The 16,602-nt window shown below is 37.9% G+C and carries 14 protein-coding genes and 1 riboswitch; of the genes, 5 read left to right on the top strand and 9 right to left on the bottom strand.

The features are described from left to right. Nucleotides 1-14 precede the first annotated feature (14 nt). Nucleotides 15-215, bottom strand: a riboswitch (cobalamin riboswitch). A 280-nt stretch (nt 216-495) separates the two neighbouring features. Next, nucleotides 496-1,374: a polyphosphate kinase 2 family protein gene (locus R2Q78_RS00950; protein WP_316788030.1), complete on the bottom strand. Its 879-nt coding sequence runs from the start codon at nt 1,372-1,374 to the stop codon at nt 496-498. A gap of 168 nt (nt 1,375-1,542) precedes the next feature. Between R2Q78_RS00950 and R2Q78_RS00945 the strand changes: the two genes are divergently transcribed. Together R2Q78_RS00945 and R2Q78_RS00940 are read left to right on the top strand one after the other, a co-directional pair. Next, nucleotides 1,543-3,996 (top strand): transglycosylase domain-containing protein, encoded by a 2,454-nt coding sequence (locus R2Q78_RS00945; RefSeq protein ID WP_316788029.1) that lies wholly within the window; start codon nt 1,543-1,545, stop codon nt 3,994-3,996. A 105-nt stretch (nt 3,997-4,101) separates the two neighbouring features. Beyond that, on the top strand, nt 4,102-7,230 hold the full coding sequence (locus tag R2Q78_RS00940; protein ID WP_316788027.1) for a basic secretory protein-like protein: 3,129 nt from the start codon (nt 4,102-4,104) through the stop codon (nt 7,228-7,230). A 52-nt stretch (nt 7,231-7,282) separates the two neighbouring features. On the opposite strand, the gene R2Q78_RS00935 is transcribed toward R2Q78_RS00940, so the two are convergent. Then, complete coding sequence (locus tag R2Q78_RS00935; protein WP_316788025.1) at nt 7,283-7,633, bottom strand: GIY-YIG nuclease family protein; 351 nt, start codon at nt 7,631-7,633, stop codon at nt 7,283-7,285. 135 nt (nt 7,634-7,768) lie between these two features. Here R2Q78_RS00935 and R2Q78_RS00930 point away from each other — a divergent pair, with 135 nt between their 5' ends. The 3 genes from R2Q78_RS00930 (at nt 7,769) to bioD (ending at nt 10,381) form a co-directional block, all read left to right on the top strand. Beyond that, nucleotides 7,769-8,545, top strand: a complete 777-nt coding sequence (locus R2Q78_RS00930) for an XRE family transcriptional regulator (protein WP_136834693.1) — start codon at nt 7,769-7,771, stop codon at nt 8,543-8,545. Nucleotides 8,546-8,643: 98 nt separating this feature from the next. Further along, nucleotides 8,644-9,765, top strand: coding sequence for a pyridoxal phosphate-dependent aminotransferase family protein (locus R2Q78_RS00925; protein ID WP_316788022.1), 1,122 nt, complete (start codon nt 8,644-8,646; stop codon nt 9,763-9,765). Nucleotides 9,766-9,769: 4 nt separating this feature from the next. Beyond that, entirely contained in the window at nt 9,770-10,381 is a 612-nt protein-coding gene (bioD, locus tag R2Q78_RS00920) for a dethiobiotin synthase (RefSeq protein WP_316788020.1), read from the top strand. Nucleotides 10,382-10,459: 78 nt separating this feature from the next. Here bioD and rplT read toward each other — a convergent pair whose 3' ends face one another. The 7 genes from rplT to R2Q78_RS00885 all read right to left on the bottom strand — a co-directional run bounded on the left by rplT (nt 10,460) and on the right by R2Q78_RS00885 (nt 16,583). Then, entirely contained in the window at nt 10,460-10,804 is a 345-nt protein-coding gene (rplT, locus tag R2Q78_RS00915) for a 50S ribosomal protein L20 (protein WP_008238152.1), read from the bottom strand. A 75-nt stretch (nt 10,805-10,879) separates the two neighbouring features. After that, on the bottom strand, nt 10,880-11,080 hold the full coding sequence (gene rpmI / locus R2Q78_RS00910; RefSeq protein WP_048905002.1) for a 50S ribosomal protein L35: 201 nt from the start codon (nt 11,078-11,080) through the stop codon (nt 10,880-10,882). Between the two features lie 26 nt (nt 11,081-11,106). Next, a complete protein-coding gene (infC, locus tag R2Q78_RS00905; RefSeq protein WP_316788010.1) occupies nt 11,107-11,676 on the bottom strand; it encodes a translation initiation factor IF-3 in 570 nt (189 codons plus the stop codon). A gap of 13 nt (nt 11,677-11,689) precedes the next feature. Further along, the gene (thrS, locus tag R2Q78_RS00900; protein WP_316788008.1) at nt 11,690-13,615 is read right to left on the bottom strand and encodes a threonine--tRNA ligase; all 1,926 of its coding nucleotides are present in this window, start codon (nt 13,613-13,615) and stop codon (nt 11,690-11,692) included. 110 nt (nt 13,616-13,725) lie between these two features. Then, nucleotides 13,726-14,463 (bottom strand): (Fe-S)-binding protein, encoded by a 738-nt coding sequence (locus R2Q78_RS00895; protein ID WP_316788006.1) that lies wholly within the window; start codon nt 14,461-14,463, stop codon nt 13,726-13,728. A 56-nt stretch (nt 14,464-14,519) separates the two neighbouring features. Next, on the bottom strand, nt 14,520-15,827 hold the full coding sequence (locus R2Q78_RS00890) for an MFS transporter (protein ID WP_316788004.1): 1,308 nt from the start codon (nt 15,825-15,827) through the stop codon (nt 14,520-14,522). Between the two features lie 45 nt (nt 15,828-15,872). Further along, nucleotides 15,873-16,583, bottom strand: coding sequence for a head GIN domain-containing protein (locus tag R2Q78_RS00885; RefSeq protein ID WP_316788003.1), 711 nt, complete (start codon nt 16,581-16,583; stop codon nt 15,873-15,875). Nucleotides 16,584-16,602: the final 19 nt, after the last annotated feature.

Below are 16,602 nucleotides of genomic sequence, written 5' to 3'. Positions count from 1 at the left end.
ATCCCCGAAAGCTATGAAATATTACCACTTTTGGCAGGTCTTCTGACTTACTCCCGGTATCCTGCCTTCCCAATCGCCTCCAAAAGGATCGCAAAAAGTGGCTTCGATTAGAACACCGTTATAGAGCTTACAGCTGCGGGACAGTTACGGAATTACACCGTATTCCCTTTTAATCCTGAACAAACTGGCCAGGAACCTAAAGCGACGCAAAGATACTCAATATTTCAGCCGGGAACAAACTTTATAGTCTTTGTTTATTATAGCTTCCTGCACTAGTTTACTATAAACATATATAAGCTTCATAGTAGTTACATATAAACAACGTAATTACAGAGTCGTTAAACTATCCTTGGACTATGGTTGGGATATCCTGGGATATAGCAAGGATAGTCCAACCATAGTCCAAGGATATAGAAAGGATAGTTCAACTCTGTTGTTTATATGTAGGTATACAGCAGGCAATACGTTTTATTATCAGACCTGCTTGGTGGAATGTTATTCGTTGAGCAGTTGCTGTTTGATTGCTTCAAGCTTCTTGCTTTCTTCTTCGGCCAATACAGGAAATTTTAGGTCAAGTTTTTCAAAAGCATCGCTTAATATTTTACTGATTGCCAGCCTGGTATACCACTTCTGATCTGCTGGAACTATATACCACGGACATTGTTCGGTAGAAGTTTCTTCAATAGCGTCTTCATAGGCCTTCATATAATCGTCCCACAGCTGACGCTCCGCAATGTCCGCCGAAGAAAATTTCCAGTTTTTGGAGGGATCGTTTATCCTATCCAGAAATCGTTCCTTCTGCTCTTGTTTTGAAACATATAAAAAGATCTTTATAATTACCGTACCATTAGCACTGATGTGGCTTTCAAAGTTGCGGATGCTTTCGTAGCGCTGCTTCCAGAATTTCTTATCAATCTGCTTTACATCACTATATCCGGGAATATTTTCATTTAAAATATATTCCGGATGCACTTTACAAACCAAAACATTTTCATAATGAGAACGGTTGTGAATGCCTATCCTTCCTCTTTCAGGCAACGCCTTATAGTGTCGCCATAAAAAGTCGTGCTCATACTCTTCCGAATTTGGGGTTTTGAAACTATAAACCTGGCATCCCTGCGGGTTTAAACCCGACATCACATGCTCAATTGCACTATCCTTTCCTGCAGCATCCATGGCCTGAAAAATGATCAGAATGGAATGTGAATTGGCCGCATAGAGGGTTTCCTGAAAATTACTTAACTGCTCCTTTATTTCTTCTAAAAGGTCTTTACCATCGTCTTTGACCAGCTCTCCTTTATAACTGGTATTATAATCTTTTAGTGATACCTTTTTACCAGGTGTAGCAAAATATTGTTTGATCTCGTCTTTCATATCAGGTTATGTTTTGATTTAAATATAGAATAAAAAGTTTTATGTGCCTTCTGCTATTAAAAAATAGACTGGCAGAGGAAATTTAAGTAAATTAATTACGTTAATTTGTACTGCAAGTTTTAACACTATTTAACATTAACAGTTTTACGTTTTTTTGATCTTTATCACATGTTTAAAGAAATCCGCAATAAGTACATACGTTATTCAAGCATAGTCCTTTTTTGTATCATCATCTTCTTTTGTGCGTTGCAGCTAAACTTTTTATGGTTATTCGGCTATTCCCCTTCATATAAAGACATTAAGGTTCCTACATTAAGAGTAGGATCTGAATTATACACGGCAGACGGCAAATTAATCGGCAGGTATTTTAAAGAAAACAGGACACCGGTAAACTTCAACGAAATTGCTCCAAGCATCATCAACGCGTTGGTAGCAACTGAGGATGTGCGCTTTTATAAACACATGGGGATCGATTTCCGTTCGCTTTTATCAAGCGGTATATCGACAGCTACAGGCGATAAAAGAGGCGCGAGTACGATTACTCAGCAGCTTGCAAAAAACTTATACAGAACCAGGTATAATAAATCACAAGGGTTCCTGAGCCGCATACCATTGGTACGTACCATTGTTGCCAAACTTAAAGAATGGCTGACGGCTGTAAAACTGGAATCTAATTATTCAAAGAACGACATCATCACGATGTACCTGAATACGGTCTCATTTGGAAACAATACTTATGGGATCAAAACAGCTTCAAGAATTTATTTTGACAAGCAAGCAAATGAACTTGACGTACCAGAATCGGCACTTTTAGTAGGAATGCTAAAAGGTACTACGATGTATAACCCGATTAAAAATCCGCAGAGGTCGCTCGAGAGAAGAAATGTGGCGCTGTCGCAAATGAATAAATATGGTTATATCAATAGCCAGCAATTGAATGAATTCAAAGCAGTCCCACTGAAACTTAAGGAAGGTAGGGTTGACGAAGGAAGTGACGGTGATTCTTATTTAAGAGCTGCTGTGGATAAATATCTTGAAAAGTGGTGTAAGGATAACAATTACGACTTATATGAAGATGGGTTAAAAATATATACCACCATAGATTCAAAACTGCAGGGATATGCAGAAGAAGCTGTCAAGGAACAGATGAAAGTCATCCAGAAGAGATTTTACAATGTATGGGGCAATGAAGATCCCTGGGAAGATTCTGAAAAACAAAAAGTAGATTATCCAAACAGGGCAATGAAAAATCTTCCTATCTATGCCATGCTTCAGAAGCGATATAAAGATACCCCCGACTCTGTGGAAGCTTACTTCAACAAAAAGAAAAAGATGAAAATCTTTACCTGGAAGGGTGACAGAGATACATTGTTCTCTACCATGGACTCTATAAAATATTATGGAAAAATCATGAATACAGGCATGATGACCATGGATCCGTTTAATGGAAAAATTAAAGTCTGGGTAGGTGGTGTTGACCATAAATTCTTTAAATACGACCATGTGAAACAGGCAAAAAGGCAAGCTGGATCTACCTTTAAGCCTTTTGCATATCTTGCCGCACTTGAAAGCGGAATGAGCCCATGTGATAAATTCACAGATAAACCTGTAAGAATCGCTTATCAGGAAAATGGTAAGACTGAATATTGGGAACCAAGAAATGCAGACTGGAGCAATAGTTACAGGGAAATGTCCCTCAGATGGGCTATGGCAAAATCTGTGAACACCATTACAGCGCAGGTTACGGAAAAAGTAGGTGCAGAAAATGTAGTAAAATGGGCACATGAATGCGGAATAGAAAGTCCTCTGGCCTCTGTTCCTTCTGTCAGCCTAGGTCCTAATGACGTATCCGTATATGAAATGGTAAGGGCATATGGCACATTCCTTAATGAAGGTGTAAGAACAGATCCGATTTTGGTAGAAAAAATCACCGACCAGGACGACAATATTATTGAAGAATTTAAGGCCAAGACCAAAAGGGTGCTTTCTGAAGAAATCGCATGGCTCATGCTTTATATGTTCAGAGGTGGTATGGAAGAACCAGGAGGAACATCTCAGGCACTTTGGGAATGGGACTTGTGGAAAAACAACAATCAAATCGGTGGTAAAACAGGTACATCCTCGGATTATGTAGATGCCTGGTACATGGGCATCACTAAAGATCTGGTTACCGGGGTTTGGGTAGGCTGTGATGAACGTACAGCACATTTTAAAAACGGTGAAACCGGTGAAGGGTCTAGAACTGCTTTACCAATATTTGCCAAATTCATGGAAAAGGTTTACAAGGATAAGTCTACCGGATATACTGAAGGACCTTTTCCTAAATGGAAAGGAAAACTGGACAGAGAAATCAACTGCCCTACTCCAAGATATCAGGCAGATACCTCGAGCACAGATAGTCTTGCTGTAGATTCAACAGATTTTGAAGTACCTGCGGTGGAGCCACCTCCTGTTCCTGTACAGGAAAACCCGGTGAAACCTGTAGAAACCAAAACTCCAGAAGCGGCGAAACAACCTGCAGCAGAGCCGCCGTTGACTAAAAAGGAAGAGCGTCAGTTGAAAAGAAAGCAACGTCAGGAAGAAAAAGAGAAAGAAAAGCAACAAAAAAATAACGGTCAGTAAACCAATATTTTATAGTATAATCAGTTCAATAATTCCTAAAACTATTTTGGTGAATTTTGCGTAAATTTAAAAGGACAACAACTAAACTAAAATCATAATATGATCATGAACTCTACATTTCTGAGAAGGCTAATCCCACTGTTAATCATCATCATGATATCTGTCGCTTCTGTTCATGCACAATATTTTGGGCAAAATAAAGTGAGGTATAAAAATGAAAAGTTTAAAGTGCTTCAAACTCCGCATTTTGAGATCTACTACTATCTGAAAAATGAAAAAATGATTGAGAAGTTTGCGCAGGACGCTGAAACCTGGTACAAAATGCACCAGGAGATATTCAGGGATACTTTCCTCAAAAAAAATCCGATCATACTTTACAACAACCACCCTGATTTTCAACAGACTACAGCACTGCAAGGGGAAATAGGCATAGGTACCGGCGGTGTTACTGAAGCTCTTAAAAATAGGGTAATCATGCCTGTAATGGAACTAAACAACCAAACCAGACACGTTTTAGGTCACGAGCTGGTCCATGCCTTCCAATACCATATTCTTCTAGAAAAAGATTCTGTAAGTATGGAAGGTGTAAGTCAGATCCCTCTCTGGATGATCGAAGGTATGGCGGAATACCTGTCTGTTGGAAAAACTGATGCATTTACCTCTATGTGGATGAGAGATGCGCTTTTAAACAGGGATATTCCATCTCTGAAAGACCTTACCAATTCTAACAAATACTTTCCTTATCGTTATGGTCAGGCATTCTGGACCTTTATTGGCTCAGTTTATGGAGATACAACCATTGTCCCTTTATTTAAAGCAACAGCAAGATTTGGTTATGAAAATGGCTTGAAATATACATTTGGATATGATGACAATACCCTTTCCGGGTTATGGAAAAATGCCATAGAAAAACATTACCGTCCGATGCTAAGGTCAGACAGTTCCCAGATCAAAATCAGCGGAGCTAAAATCGTTGACAACAAAAATGGCGGAAATATGAATGTCGCTCCTGCCCTAAGTCCCGATGGCAAATACCTTGCTTTTATGTCAGAAAAAGATCTTTTTGGAATAGATTTATTCTTAGCTGATGCAAAAACAGGCAAAATACTTAGAAAACTAAGTAGTCAGATATCCAACTCCCATATTGACGATTTCAATTTCATAGAGTCTGCAGGTGCATGGTCTCCTGATGGTAAGCAGTTTGCTTTTAGTATTTTCAGTAAAGGTAAAAACCACCTGATGATTGTAAATGTAGACAATGGTAGCGTTGCACTTCGTGCAGACATGTCGCATGTGGAACAATTTGGCAACATTACCTGGTCTCCAAATGGTGATGATTTAGCTTTTTCAGGTATGGTTGAGGGTCAAAGTGATATTTTCTGTTACAACCTTAAAACCAAAAAGATTACGCAGATCACCAATGATGCATATTCTGACTATGCTCCAAGTTATTCTCCTGATGGAAAGAAACTTGTTTTCTCTTCAGATAGAGCTTCTTTGCTAAAAGGCGGCAATAACGCGGTCCACCCTATTAATCTCACTGTCTACGATATAGAAAGTAAATCTCTATCTGACATCCCTGTTTTCCCGGGTGCCAACAATTTAAATGCGCAGTTTTCAGGAGATAGCAAAAGACTGTTCTTTTTGTCAAACCGAGATGGTTTCAGAAATCTTTATGAATACAGTTTGACAGATAACTCTGTAAAGCAACTGACTGATTACTTTACCGGGATTAGTGGTATCACTGAGTTCTCCCCTGCGATATCAGTATCAAGAAATGACGACATTGTTTATAGCTATTATCGTTTTCAGCGTTATACGTTATATAACTCGCCACTAAGCAATTTCAAATCAAAACCTGTTGACGCCAATGCCGTAAACTTTGATGCTGCGATATTGCCTCCAATGGAAAGCAATGGAGTGGATATTGTCAATTCAAATCTTGGCAATTTTGAAAGATTTGAAAAAACAATAACTGATTCAATGAAGTTGGTTCCTTACAAACCAAAATTCAAATTAGATTATCTGGCGAATAGTGGAGTTGGTGTTTCTACCAGCCGTTTTGGAACTGGTGTTCAAGGTGGTATTGTAGGAATGTTTAGCGATATCATCGGCAGGAATCAAATCATTGCAAACCTTTCTATCAACGGAGAAATCTATGACTTTGGAGGCCTGGTAGGTTACATCAATCAACAAAGTAGAATCAATTGGGGTGTTGCCCTATCTCATATTCCATATATCACCGGATTTAGAGAAATCGTTCCTGACAAAATTGACAGAGGAGACGGCACCATGATTGATGTTTACAGTGATAGAACTAACTTAATCAGGACCTTTGAAGATCAGGCTCAGCTTTTCGCAGCATACCCTTTCAATAAAGTCCACAGATTCGAAGCAGGCGGTGCGTTTTCCCGTTACAGTTATCGAATTGACAGGATCAGTAACTATTACGAAGATTTAGGCGGTGGGGCAATTGGTTACTATATAGGTTCGGAAAAATCAAAAGTACCTTCAAGCCAGGCATCACAAGAACTAGGTGTACCATTTAATTCATTCTCTATCTTTCAGCTCAATGCTTCTTTTGTTGGCGACAACTCTATATCTGGTATTACTTCGCCATTGGACGGATTCAGGTACAGACTTGGCGCTGAAAGATATTTTGGAGATTACAGTTTCTCTGCATTTACAGTAGATGTAAGAAAATATATACGCCTAAAACCGATTACATTAGCAGCCAGAACATATAACTATATAAGGGTTGGACGAGATGGCGAAAACCTATACCCTCTATACGCAGGGTATTCTTATCTTATAAGAGGTTATGAAGCTAATTCTTTCTATAGAAGCAATAACGCAAACCCAGGAACGTTTGATATTAATCAATTATCTGGAAGTAAAATAGCCGTTGTAAACCTGGAAGTACGTTTACCATTTACAGGTCCTAAAAAGCTTTCTGCGATTCCATCCAAGTTTTTATTCACAGATCTAAACCTATTTTTTGATGCCGGAGTAGCATGGGATGAAGATTCTAAAGTTGCTTTCAAAGACCAGCCAAATGGTGTGCTTCTTCCTAATGGTAAACCTGCAGAAAGAGTTCCTGCATTGAGTGCAGGTATCTCACTTAGAGTAAATGTATTCGGTTATTTTGTTCTGGAACCTTATTATGCTTTCCCTTTCCAGCGTAAAGATGTATCTGCGGGAGTATTCGGACTTACATTCGCACCAGGCTGGTAAAGGTAACAGTCATTTTCAAACAAGACATATATTATATGTCTTGTTTGAAAACTTAAGAAAGCATCCCAAATGGCAAATTAACCTGGTTAATCAATTTCTTACTGGAGATGATATGTTCAAAATCTAATCCAATAGTTAAATCAACCCAATCAGGATTACAAGAGCGAACCACTCGCTCCTTTTGCATTCTTGTAAACCTGCTCATCAGTTTAAATCTACTCAACGCCTGAGCTTCAGTTCTGAATTCTTCGAAATACACCAGACGCGTCAGCTGTTGCGCATTATCAAAAAACAAACTTGGCATTTGCTTATAAAAATCCAATGTTTTAATCAAATCAGAGCTCATTCCTACGTGTAAGCTGGTGCGGTTTCTGTCTGTCACAATGTATACGAATTTTTTCATGGCCTTAGGCTTTAATATTTACAAACTAATTTAATTAGTACTCTTATTGGATATTCAAATTAATATTACTAACTTTATTGGCACAATAATACTAACTATTTTAGTAAAAACAAATAAATATTAAATTTTTATTTTATGTCAAATATTTCATCGAACCTTAAGTACTTAAGAAAGAAAAAAGGCCATACACAACAGCAATTCGCTGATGCAATGGGTATTAAGCGATCACTCATCGGAGCCTATGAAGAAGACAGAGCGGAACCAAAATACGATTTACTAAAAAAAATAGCAGAGTATTTTGAACTTACTATTGATGAGTTCATTAATGAAAATATAAACGAGGATTGGAAACCAAAGCCTAAAAGCCAAGGCTCCAACTTAAGAGTCCTTAGCATTTCGGTTGATAAAGACGATAATGAAAATATAGAAATGGTTCCCGTAAAAGCAAGTGCCGGATACCTAAATGGTTTTTCAGATCCGCAATACATTAAAGACCTGCCTAAATTTCAGTTGCCCCTTCCTTTTCTTAGACAGGGAACTTTCCGCGCATTTGAAATCATGGGTGACTCTATGCTTCCAATACAACCAGGCAGTATCATTCTTGCAGAATACCTCGACAATTGGAATGATGTAAAAACTGGCGAAACTTATATCATCATTAGCAAAAATGAAGGGGTTGTATACAAAAGGGCAGGCAATCGGTTCAAAGAGAACAAAGATTTAAAATTAATATCAGACAATAAAGTATATGATCCTTATACCATATCTGCGGATGATATTCTTGAGATCTGGAAAGCAAAAGCCTATATATCTTCCACCCTTCCAGACCCTACTCCTGAACCTACTATAGAAACCTTGACAAATATGATGTCTCAAATGCAGAAATCTATTTCTCAATTAAATAAAAACTAGGTTTTATGCTTGTCATGCTTAAATAAAATGAACGATAGTGACTTAAAAATTTAACATGACAAGCATACTTTATTCTGCTTTCTTTATTTTTGAAACAAATGGATAAAGCCGAGCAATTTATAAAAGACAGGTTAAAAGCCAGAATAGAACACGGCTCATTAAGAAAACTCAGTACAAAATCACTTGCTGTGGATTTCTCTTCCAATGACTACCTTGGGTTTGCAAGATCTTCTAGGCTCAAAAATCTAATTGAAGATAACTTATCACAGATACCTCAGTACAAAAATGGTTCAGGAGGCTCACGTTTGCTCAGTGGAAACCATATATTTACTGAACAAACCGAATCATTTATTGCCAAATTCCATTCCGCCGAAAGTGGTTTGATTTTTAATTCAGGATATGATGCCAATCTTGGTCTGCTATCATCTCTTGCTCAACGGGGAGACACCATAGTTTCCGATGAATTTATCCACGCAAGCTTAATCGATGGTGCAAGATTAACTCATGCAAACCGGTATACCTTCAAGCATAATAATGTTTTTGATCTTGAAGCTAAGTTAAGCTTAGCAAAAGGTAATATCTATGTAGTCGTGGAAAGTGTATATTCTATGGATGGCGATCTTGCCCCGTTGAAAGAGATCAGTGATCTATGTGAAAAATATCATGCAGCACTAATTGTAGATGAAGCTCATGCATTAGGTGTTTTCGGCGATCACGGAAATGGACTGGTTCAGCACCTGAAACTCGAAAATAATGTATTTGCCAGAATCGTTACTTTTGGCAAAGCTCTGGGTGTACACGGAGCGATTGTATTGGGCAGTAGAACTTTAAGAGAATACCTCCTCAATTTTTCCAGATCATTTATCTACACTACAGCTGCTCCACTACACAATATTGCCGCAATAAAAAGTGGTTATGATATGCTGACTGACATAGATTATAGCATACAAATTCAAAATAGGATAAAATACTATAGTGAGATGATCAATAGTTCACACATACCCGTAATTGCCGGTAAAAGTGCTATTCAAACGATTCTTTACCATAACAATTCAGAGGCAAAACATGCTGCAGAATTACTTCAGTCAAGAGGTCTAGATGTGCGTGCTATATTAAGCCCAACTGTTCCTGAAGGAAAAGAACGCATAAGAATTTGCCTCCATACATTCAATGATGATGAGGAAATAACAACATTGGTAGACACATTATCTTCTATATAAAAACATGAGTAATATTTATTTCATAACAGGAATAGGCACAGGAATTGGAAAAACAATTGTCAGTGCAATTCTCACTGAGAAGCTAAACGCTGATTATTGGAAGCCAATTCAATCGGGAGACCTGGATATTAGCGACAGTCTGCTGATTAAGCATTTGGTAAGTAATAAAAAAACAATCATACATCCTGAAAGATACCGACTTGGCCAGCCTTTGTCGCCACACCTATCAGCAAAAATTGACGGCGTAGAAATAGCTACAAGTAATATTAACCTCCCGCAAACTACAAATGACCTGGTTATTGAAGGCGCAGGAGGATTAATGGTACCGCTCAATGATGAGGAGCTTATCCTAGACCTGATTAAAAAGCTAAAAGCTAAAGTTATCGTCGTTAGTCAAAACTACCTGGGTAGTATTAATCATACCTTACTTACATTAGAGGTACTCAAGTCAAACAATATTGAAATTGAAGGCTTAATTTTTAATGGGACAGCCAATCAGGCAAGTGAAGACTACATCAGTAATTATAGCAATGTAAATATTCTTGGAAAAATACCAAAACTAAGCATCATAGACAGTGAAAGCATTTCGAATTCCGGTCAATACATTTCCATATAAATTAGCTGTTAAAAAGTATCAGCAACAAAAAAAGGGAGCTATAATTGCTCCCTTTTTTATTATAACTTAAAGTTATATCTATTTTACTGCATCAATTACAGCTTTAAAAGCCTCTGGATGGTTCATTGCTAAGTCTGCTAAAACTTTACGGTTCAAACCGATGTTTTTGCTAGCCAATTTACCAATTAATTGAGAGTAAGATATACCGTGTTGACGTGCACCAGCATTAATACGCTGAATCCACAATCCACGAAATTCTCTTTTCTTAACTTTACGGTCACGGTATGCATATTGCAAACCTTTTTCTACCGTATTTTTAGCAATGGTGAAAACCTTGCTTCTTGATCCCCAATAGCCTTTGGCTAAATTTAAGACCTTTTTCCTTCTTCTTCTCGAAGCTACTGCGTTTACCGAACGTGGCATGTTTTAATTGTTTTTGATAAACGGTGTTGCGTTTTACAGCAAACTTATCTACCGGTTACCTGGTTTAAAATTTAATTATTTACCGATTGCAAGCATACGTTTAACGTTGCCCATGTCAGCATCAGACACCATTGAAGTCTGACCTAAGTTACGCTTACGTTTAGTCGACATCTTTGTTAAGATGTGGCTTTTGTAGGCATTCTTCCTTGCGATTTTACCTGTTCCAGTAAGCGAAAAACGCTTTTTAGCACTGGAATTGGTTTTCATTTTTGGCATAACCTGTGTTTATTTATGTAATTTATTTATTTTTTAGCAACTTTTGGTGCAAGTGTCAGAAACATACGCTTTCCTTCCAATTTAGGTAGTAACTCTACTTTACCTATATCTTCCAGGGCCTGCGCAAATTTCAAAAGCAAAATCTCTCCTTGCTCTTTGTAAACAATTGCCCTTCCTTTAAAGTGAACATACGCCCTAACTTTCTCACCATTCTCAAGAAAACTAATTGCGTGTTTTAGTTTAAATTGAAAATCGTGATCATTGGTGTTAGGACCGAATCTAATCTCTTTAATAACAGTTTGTTTAGCGTTAGCCTTAATCTCTTTCTGCTTTTTCTTTTGTTCGTAAACAAACTTGCTGTAATCGATTATTCTACAAACAGGGGGAACAGCATTCGGAGAGATCTCCACTAAATCCAATTCCAATTCATCTGCAATGGCCAAAGCTTTTGCCAAAGGATAAATCCCCGGTTCAACATTATCCCCAGCTAATCTTACCTCTTGTGCCCTGATAAACTGATTAATATTATGTTCTGCTTCTTTTTTCTTAAAAGGAGGACGTGGTCCCCTATTAAATCCTGGTCTGCCTAATGCCAAATTTGTATCTTATTTAAACTGTTATTTCTTTAATTAATAATTCACTAAACTCCTGCAGTGTCATTTCTCCTAAATCTCCCTCACCATGCTTCCTCACTGATACCTTTCCTTCCGCCATTTCCTTATCACCTATAATCAGCATATAAGGTATCTTTTTAACCTCTGCGTCTCTGATTTTTCTTCCAATTTTCTCATCACGAAAGTCAATCAGCCCGCGAATATCGGAATTATTTAGTTCATCTGAAACTTTTTTTGCATATTCTTCATACTTTTCAGAGATAGGAAGAATAATAAATTGTTCAGGAGAGAGCCATAATGGAAAATTACCAGCACAATGTTCTATTAAAACCGCAATGAAACGCTCCAGAGATCCAAAAGGAGCTCTATGAATCATTACTGGCCTGTGTTTCATATTGTCGCTGCCTGTATACTCCAGTTCAAAACGTTCAGGCAAATTATAATCAACCTGAATAGTACCCAGCTGCCATTTTCTACCCAAAGCATCTTTCACCATAAAATCCAGTTTTGGACCATAGAATGCCGCTTCTCCATACTCTACTACTGTTGGCAAACCTTTCTCAGAGGCAGCTTCAATGATTGCATTTTCTGCCAGGTGCCAATTTTCATCACTTCCAATGTACTTAGCTCTGTTTTCAGGGTCTCTCAAAGAAACCTGAGCTATATAGTCGTTAAACCCTAGAGATTTAAATACATAAAGCACAAGGTCTATCACCTTTTTAAATTCTTCCTTTACCTGATCAGGTCTGCAGAATAAATGCGCATCATCCTGAGTAAAACCACGAACACGTGTCAAGCCATGCAGCTCGCCGCTTTGCTCATATCTGTATACTGTACCAAACTCAGCAAAACGCAAAGGAAGATCCTTATAAGAACGTGGCTTTGTTTTATAAATCTCACAGTGGTGTGGGCAATTCATTGGCTTCAGGAAAAACTCTTCTCCCTCTTGCGGAGTTTTGATAGGCTGAAAAGCATCTTTTCCATACTTTTCATAATGTCCCGAAGTGATATACAGGTTTTTATGTCCAATATGTGGAGTTACCACCTGCTCATATCCTGCCTTACCCTGTGCTTTAGTCAAAAACTGAACTAAACGTTCACGCAAAGCGGCTCCTTTAGGTAACCATAATGGCAATCCCATTCCTACTTTTTCAGAGAAAGCAAATAATTCCAGTTCCTTGCCCAATTTTCTGTGATCACGTTTCTTAGCCTCCTCGATCATTTGAAGGTATTCAGTTAGCTCACTTGCTTTAGGGAAAGTAACACCATAAATACGTGTCAGCTGTTTCCTGTTTTCATCTCCTCTCCAATAAGCACCTGCAACATTCATCAATTTAACCGCTTTAATAAAGCCAGTATTTGGAATATGTGGACCGCGACATAAGTCGGTGAACTCACCTTGTGTATAAAAAGTGATCTTTCCATCTTCCAGTCCTTCTAAAAGGTCTAGTTTGTACTCGTCACCCTTTTCATTAAAATAAGCAACGGCGTCAGCTTTAGAAACAGATTTCCTTTCAAATACTTCTTTTTGCTTTGCGAGCTCCAGCATTTTGGTCTCTATCGCCTTAAAATCATCAGAAGAAAACTCCCTGTCACCAAAATCTACGTCATAATAAAATCCTGTCTCTATCGCCGGACCAATACCAAACTTAGTTCCCGGATACAAAGCTTCCAAAGCCTCAGCCATAATGTGGGCTGACGAATGCCAGAAAGTAGCTTTACCTGCAGTATCATTCCATGTCAATAGCTTTAATGAAGAATCAGTTAGAATAGGTCTTGAAGAGTCCCATACTTCTCCGTTTACTTCTGCTGCTAAAACATTGCGGGCTAAGCCCTCTGAAATGGATAATGCAATTTGATGGGCAGTTGTGCCCTTTTCGTACTGACGGCTTGACCCGTCAGGTAATGTAATGTTAATCATCTACAACTATGATTTAAAAATTAATAAAAAATGTATATTCTCAATCACCTACAAAGTGATCCTTAGTTATTGCAAAGATAACAAAACAAGCTGGTACCTTGATCAAAAAATTAATACTCCGTACTCTCCAGCCATCCATTAGCCAAAACATCGGCTAAATGCATGGTTTTAAGTGGTATATTATTCTTATCAATATATCCTTGCAACTGCATTAGACATGACAGATCTGTAGATATGATGTATTCCGCATCCTGCTCCAGTGCATTATTCACTTTCTGCTCCGCCATAGCGGAAGAAATCGCATCAAACTTAACGGCAAAAGTCCCCCCAAATCCACAGCACATATCGGTATCCTTCATCTCCACCATTTCCAGTCCGTGCACCTTAGACAGCAGCAAGCGCGGTTCTTCTTTGATTTTACATTCTCTTAATCCACTGCAGGAATCATGATAAACAGCCCTCCCATCGAGTTCAGCTCCAAAATAATCTCTTTTTAAAACATTTATTAAAAAGTCCGAAAGTTCAAAAATATTAGACTGAATATTTCTGCATTTATTGTGCACTATTGTATTGGTAAACAAATCACTATATCCCTTTTTGACCATGCCTACACATGATGCGGAAGGAGCCACTATATAATCTGTTTCTGAAAAATCATTTAAAAATTTATTTCCTATTTCCTTGGCTTGCTCCCAATAGCCCGCATTATATGCTGGCTGACCACAACAGGTTTGCGCCGAGTTGAAAAACACTTCACAACCGCATTTTTCCAATAATTTAACTGTATTAAATGCAGTTTCGGGATATAACTGGTCTACAAAACAAGGAACAAACAATTCTACTCTCATCTATAATAATTCTCTTTATTTAGCCATTTGACATCATCAGCCATACCAAACTAGTCTTAAATATCTTTTTCCAATTTTCGCTCAACTCGCCTCAATAGCAGTAAAAATACCAAACCTATAACAAAAAATGATGTCAAAGCTATAATCGAATTTCTCATGCTACCGGTTACTTCTTCAATAAAAGCAAAGCTAAACAATCCAATTACAATGGCCATTTTCTCTGTAACGTCATAAAAACTAAAGAACGATGCTGTGTCCGGCGTGTTTTCAGGCAAAAACTTAGAATAAGTAGATCTCGATAATGATTGAATACCTCCCATAATTAATCCAACAACTGCGGCCAGTGCATAAAACTGATACTCATTACTTACAAAATAAGCGCACAAGCAGGCAAAAATCCATATAATCACTACGAAGATCAATACTCTTATGTTCCCTAATTTCTTTGCAAACTTCGACATCAATACCGCTCCTGCAATGGCTACCAACTGTATAATTAAAATTACGGCAATAAGTTTAGCTGTACCTAAATGTAATACCTTCTCTCCAAAACCTGCCGCAGCCAGCATTATCGTTTGCACGCCCATAGAGTAGAAGAAGAAAGCAGGCAAAAACCGTTTTAAAATTTCCATATGCTTCAGCTGTTTCCAAACCTTAGCCAGTTCCTGAAACCCGTTATTGACCACTTTCTTGTTGATCGCCGCATAATTGGGGCTACTAGCGGGTAGTTTACGGAAAGGAATCTGCGCAAAACCAATCCACCACAATCCTACCAACAAAAAAGACAACCTTGGAGGAAAAGAAAGATCAGTGATACCAAATAGTTCAGGTTTCAATACGAATACAAAACAAATGATTTGCAGCAGTACGCTACCGATATACCCAAATGCATACCCCTTGGCACTGACGCGATCCTGTTGATCAGGTGTAGCGATCTCCGGCAGGTAAGAATTATTAAACATTACACCTCCCACATATCCCATTGCGGCAATGGAAAAACAGATTATCCCAAATTCCAGAGTATCCAGTTTAAAAAAATAAAGACCTATACAAGCTATTCCACCCATATAGGTAAATAGTTTCATAAAAAATTTCTTATTTCCCCTATAATCCGCAATTGAAGACAGGATTGGCAATAAAATAACCATAATTAAATAAGCTACTGAAAGCGCATAATTAGACAATGCCGTATTGGTGAATGTTCTTCCAAAAAAAGTAACCTTATCGCCATATTCCTGAGTAGTAGTGATAATGGTATAATAAGCTGGAAATATAGTAGATGTAATGACCAAATTATAAGCAGAATTCGCCCAGTCAAAGAATGCCCATGACCGAATGGTCTTTTTGTTGTTTTTTTGTTCCATGTATCAATTAAGCGGACTAAAGTAGCTAAAAAACCAGAATCACCACTAATTTACTTTTTCAAGCTTTGTAGCGCCCGATTTTTTCTCATCCACTTTTTTGGGATTTCCCTTGTAATAGATTTCACTTGAACCCGACGTTCTGACTTTAAGTTCATTCAGAACATTAATATTTGCCTTACCAATACCATCTACATCAATATCATACACACCTGAAACAAAATCAAAAGCATTTACCTTAGCTGTTCCCTTGGTATCCAGATCATGTACTCCAGATTGCCCCCTCAAGGTCAACAATCCATTTCCGTCTATTTTAGTAACTAGCTTGGCAACACTCAGGTCCAGATTTACATCAGATGTTCCTGCAAATTTAAAATCCACATCATTTCCATAAATCCTTCCATCTCCAACAATCTTTACAGCACCATCTGCATTTATTTTCTTCAGCTCCCCGATTCCCGCGTATACTACTATAGAATCAGATCCGCAATACTTACTATCATCCAGTTTCACTTTCAGTTCCTTCCCACTCACATCTGCAGTAATGTGTTTCATAATATTTGAGTCTGCTTCTATTCTAATAGAATAGGTACTATCCTGTTTGAGCACCAATTTAATTGCACCTTCAACTTTTATCTGATCAAAGTTTTTTACAACACTTTCAATATGTATATTTTTACCGGAGTCTTCAATACATTCCGATGTACATGCAGCCGCGAAAACCGGCAGGGCAAGAGCTATAATCGATATTTTTTTCATTAGGGCAGTATTATTTAAA

The sequence above is a fragment of the Pedobacter frigoris genome (assembly GCF_032678645.1).
Taxonomy (GTDB): domain Bacteria; phylum Bacteroidota; class Bacteroidia; order Sphingobacteriales; family Sphingobacteriaceae; genus Pedobacter; species Pedobacter frigoris_A.
Note: the sequence above shows the minus strand (reverse complement) of the source record. Positions and strands in the feature narration are given on the sequence as shown.

Bases quoted from the DNA above. Each gene is read 5' to 3' on its own strand.
- R2Q78_RS00895 (WP_316788006.1), bottom strand. From the start codon at position 14,463: ATGAGAGTAGAATTGTTTGTTCCTTGTTTTGTAGACCAGTTATATCCC.
- R2Q78_RS00940 (WP_316788027.1), top strand. From the start codon at position 4,102: ATGAACTCTACATTTCTGAGAAGGCTAATCCCACTGTTAATCATCATC.
- thrS (WP_316788008.1), bottom strand. From the start codon at position 13,615: ATGATTAACATTACATTACCTGACGGGTCAAGCCGTCAGTACGAAAAG.
- bioD (WP_316788020.1), top strand. From the start codon at position 9,770: ATGAGTAATATTTATTTCATAACAGGAATAGGCACAGGAATTGGAAAA.
- R2Q78_RS00925 (WP_316788022.1), top strand. From the start codon at position 8,644: ATGGATAAAGCCGAGCAATTTATAAAAGACAGGTTAAAAGCCAGAATA.
- R2Q78_RS00930 (WP_136834693.1), top strand. From the start codon at position 7,769: ATGTCAAATATTTCATCGAACCTTAAGTACTTAAGAAAGAAAAAAGGC.
- R2Q78_RS00885 (WP_316788003.1), bottom strand. From the start codon at position 16,583: ATGAAAAAAATATCGATTATAGCTCTTGCCCTGCCGGTTTTCGCGGCT.
- rplT (WP_008238152.1), bottom strand. From the start codon at position 10,804: ATGCCACGTTCGGTAAACGCAGTAGCTTCGAGAAGAAGAAGGAAAAAG.
- R2Q78_RS00945 (WP_316788029.1), top strand. From the start codon at position 1,543: ATGTTTAAAGAAATCCGCAATAAGTACATACGTTATTCAAGCATAGTC.
- rpmI (WP_048905002.1), bottom strand. From the start codon at position 11,080: ATGCCAAAAATGAAAACCAATTCCAGTGCTAAAAAGCGTTTTTCGCTT.
- R2Q78_RS00890 (WP_316788004.1), bottom strand. From the start codon at position 15,827: ATGGAACAAAAAAACAACAAAAAGACCATTCGGTCATGGGCATTCTTT.
- R2Q78_RS00950 (WP_316788030.1), bottom strand. From the start codon at position 1,374: ATGAAAGACGAGATCAAACAATATTTTGCTACACCTGGTAAAAAGGTA.
- R2Q78_RS00935 (WP_316788025.1), bottom strand. From the start codon at position 7,633: ATGAAAAAATTCGTATACATTGTGACAGACAGAAACCGCACCAGCTTA.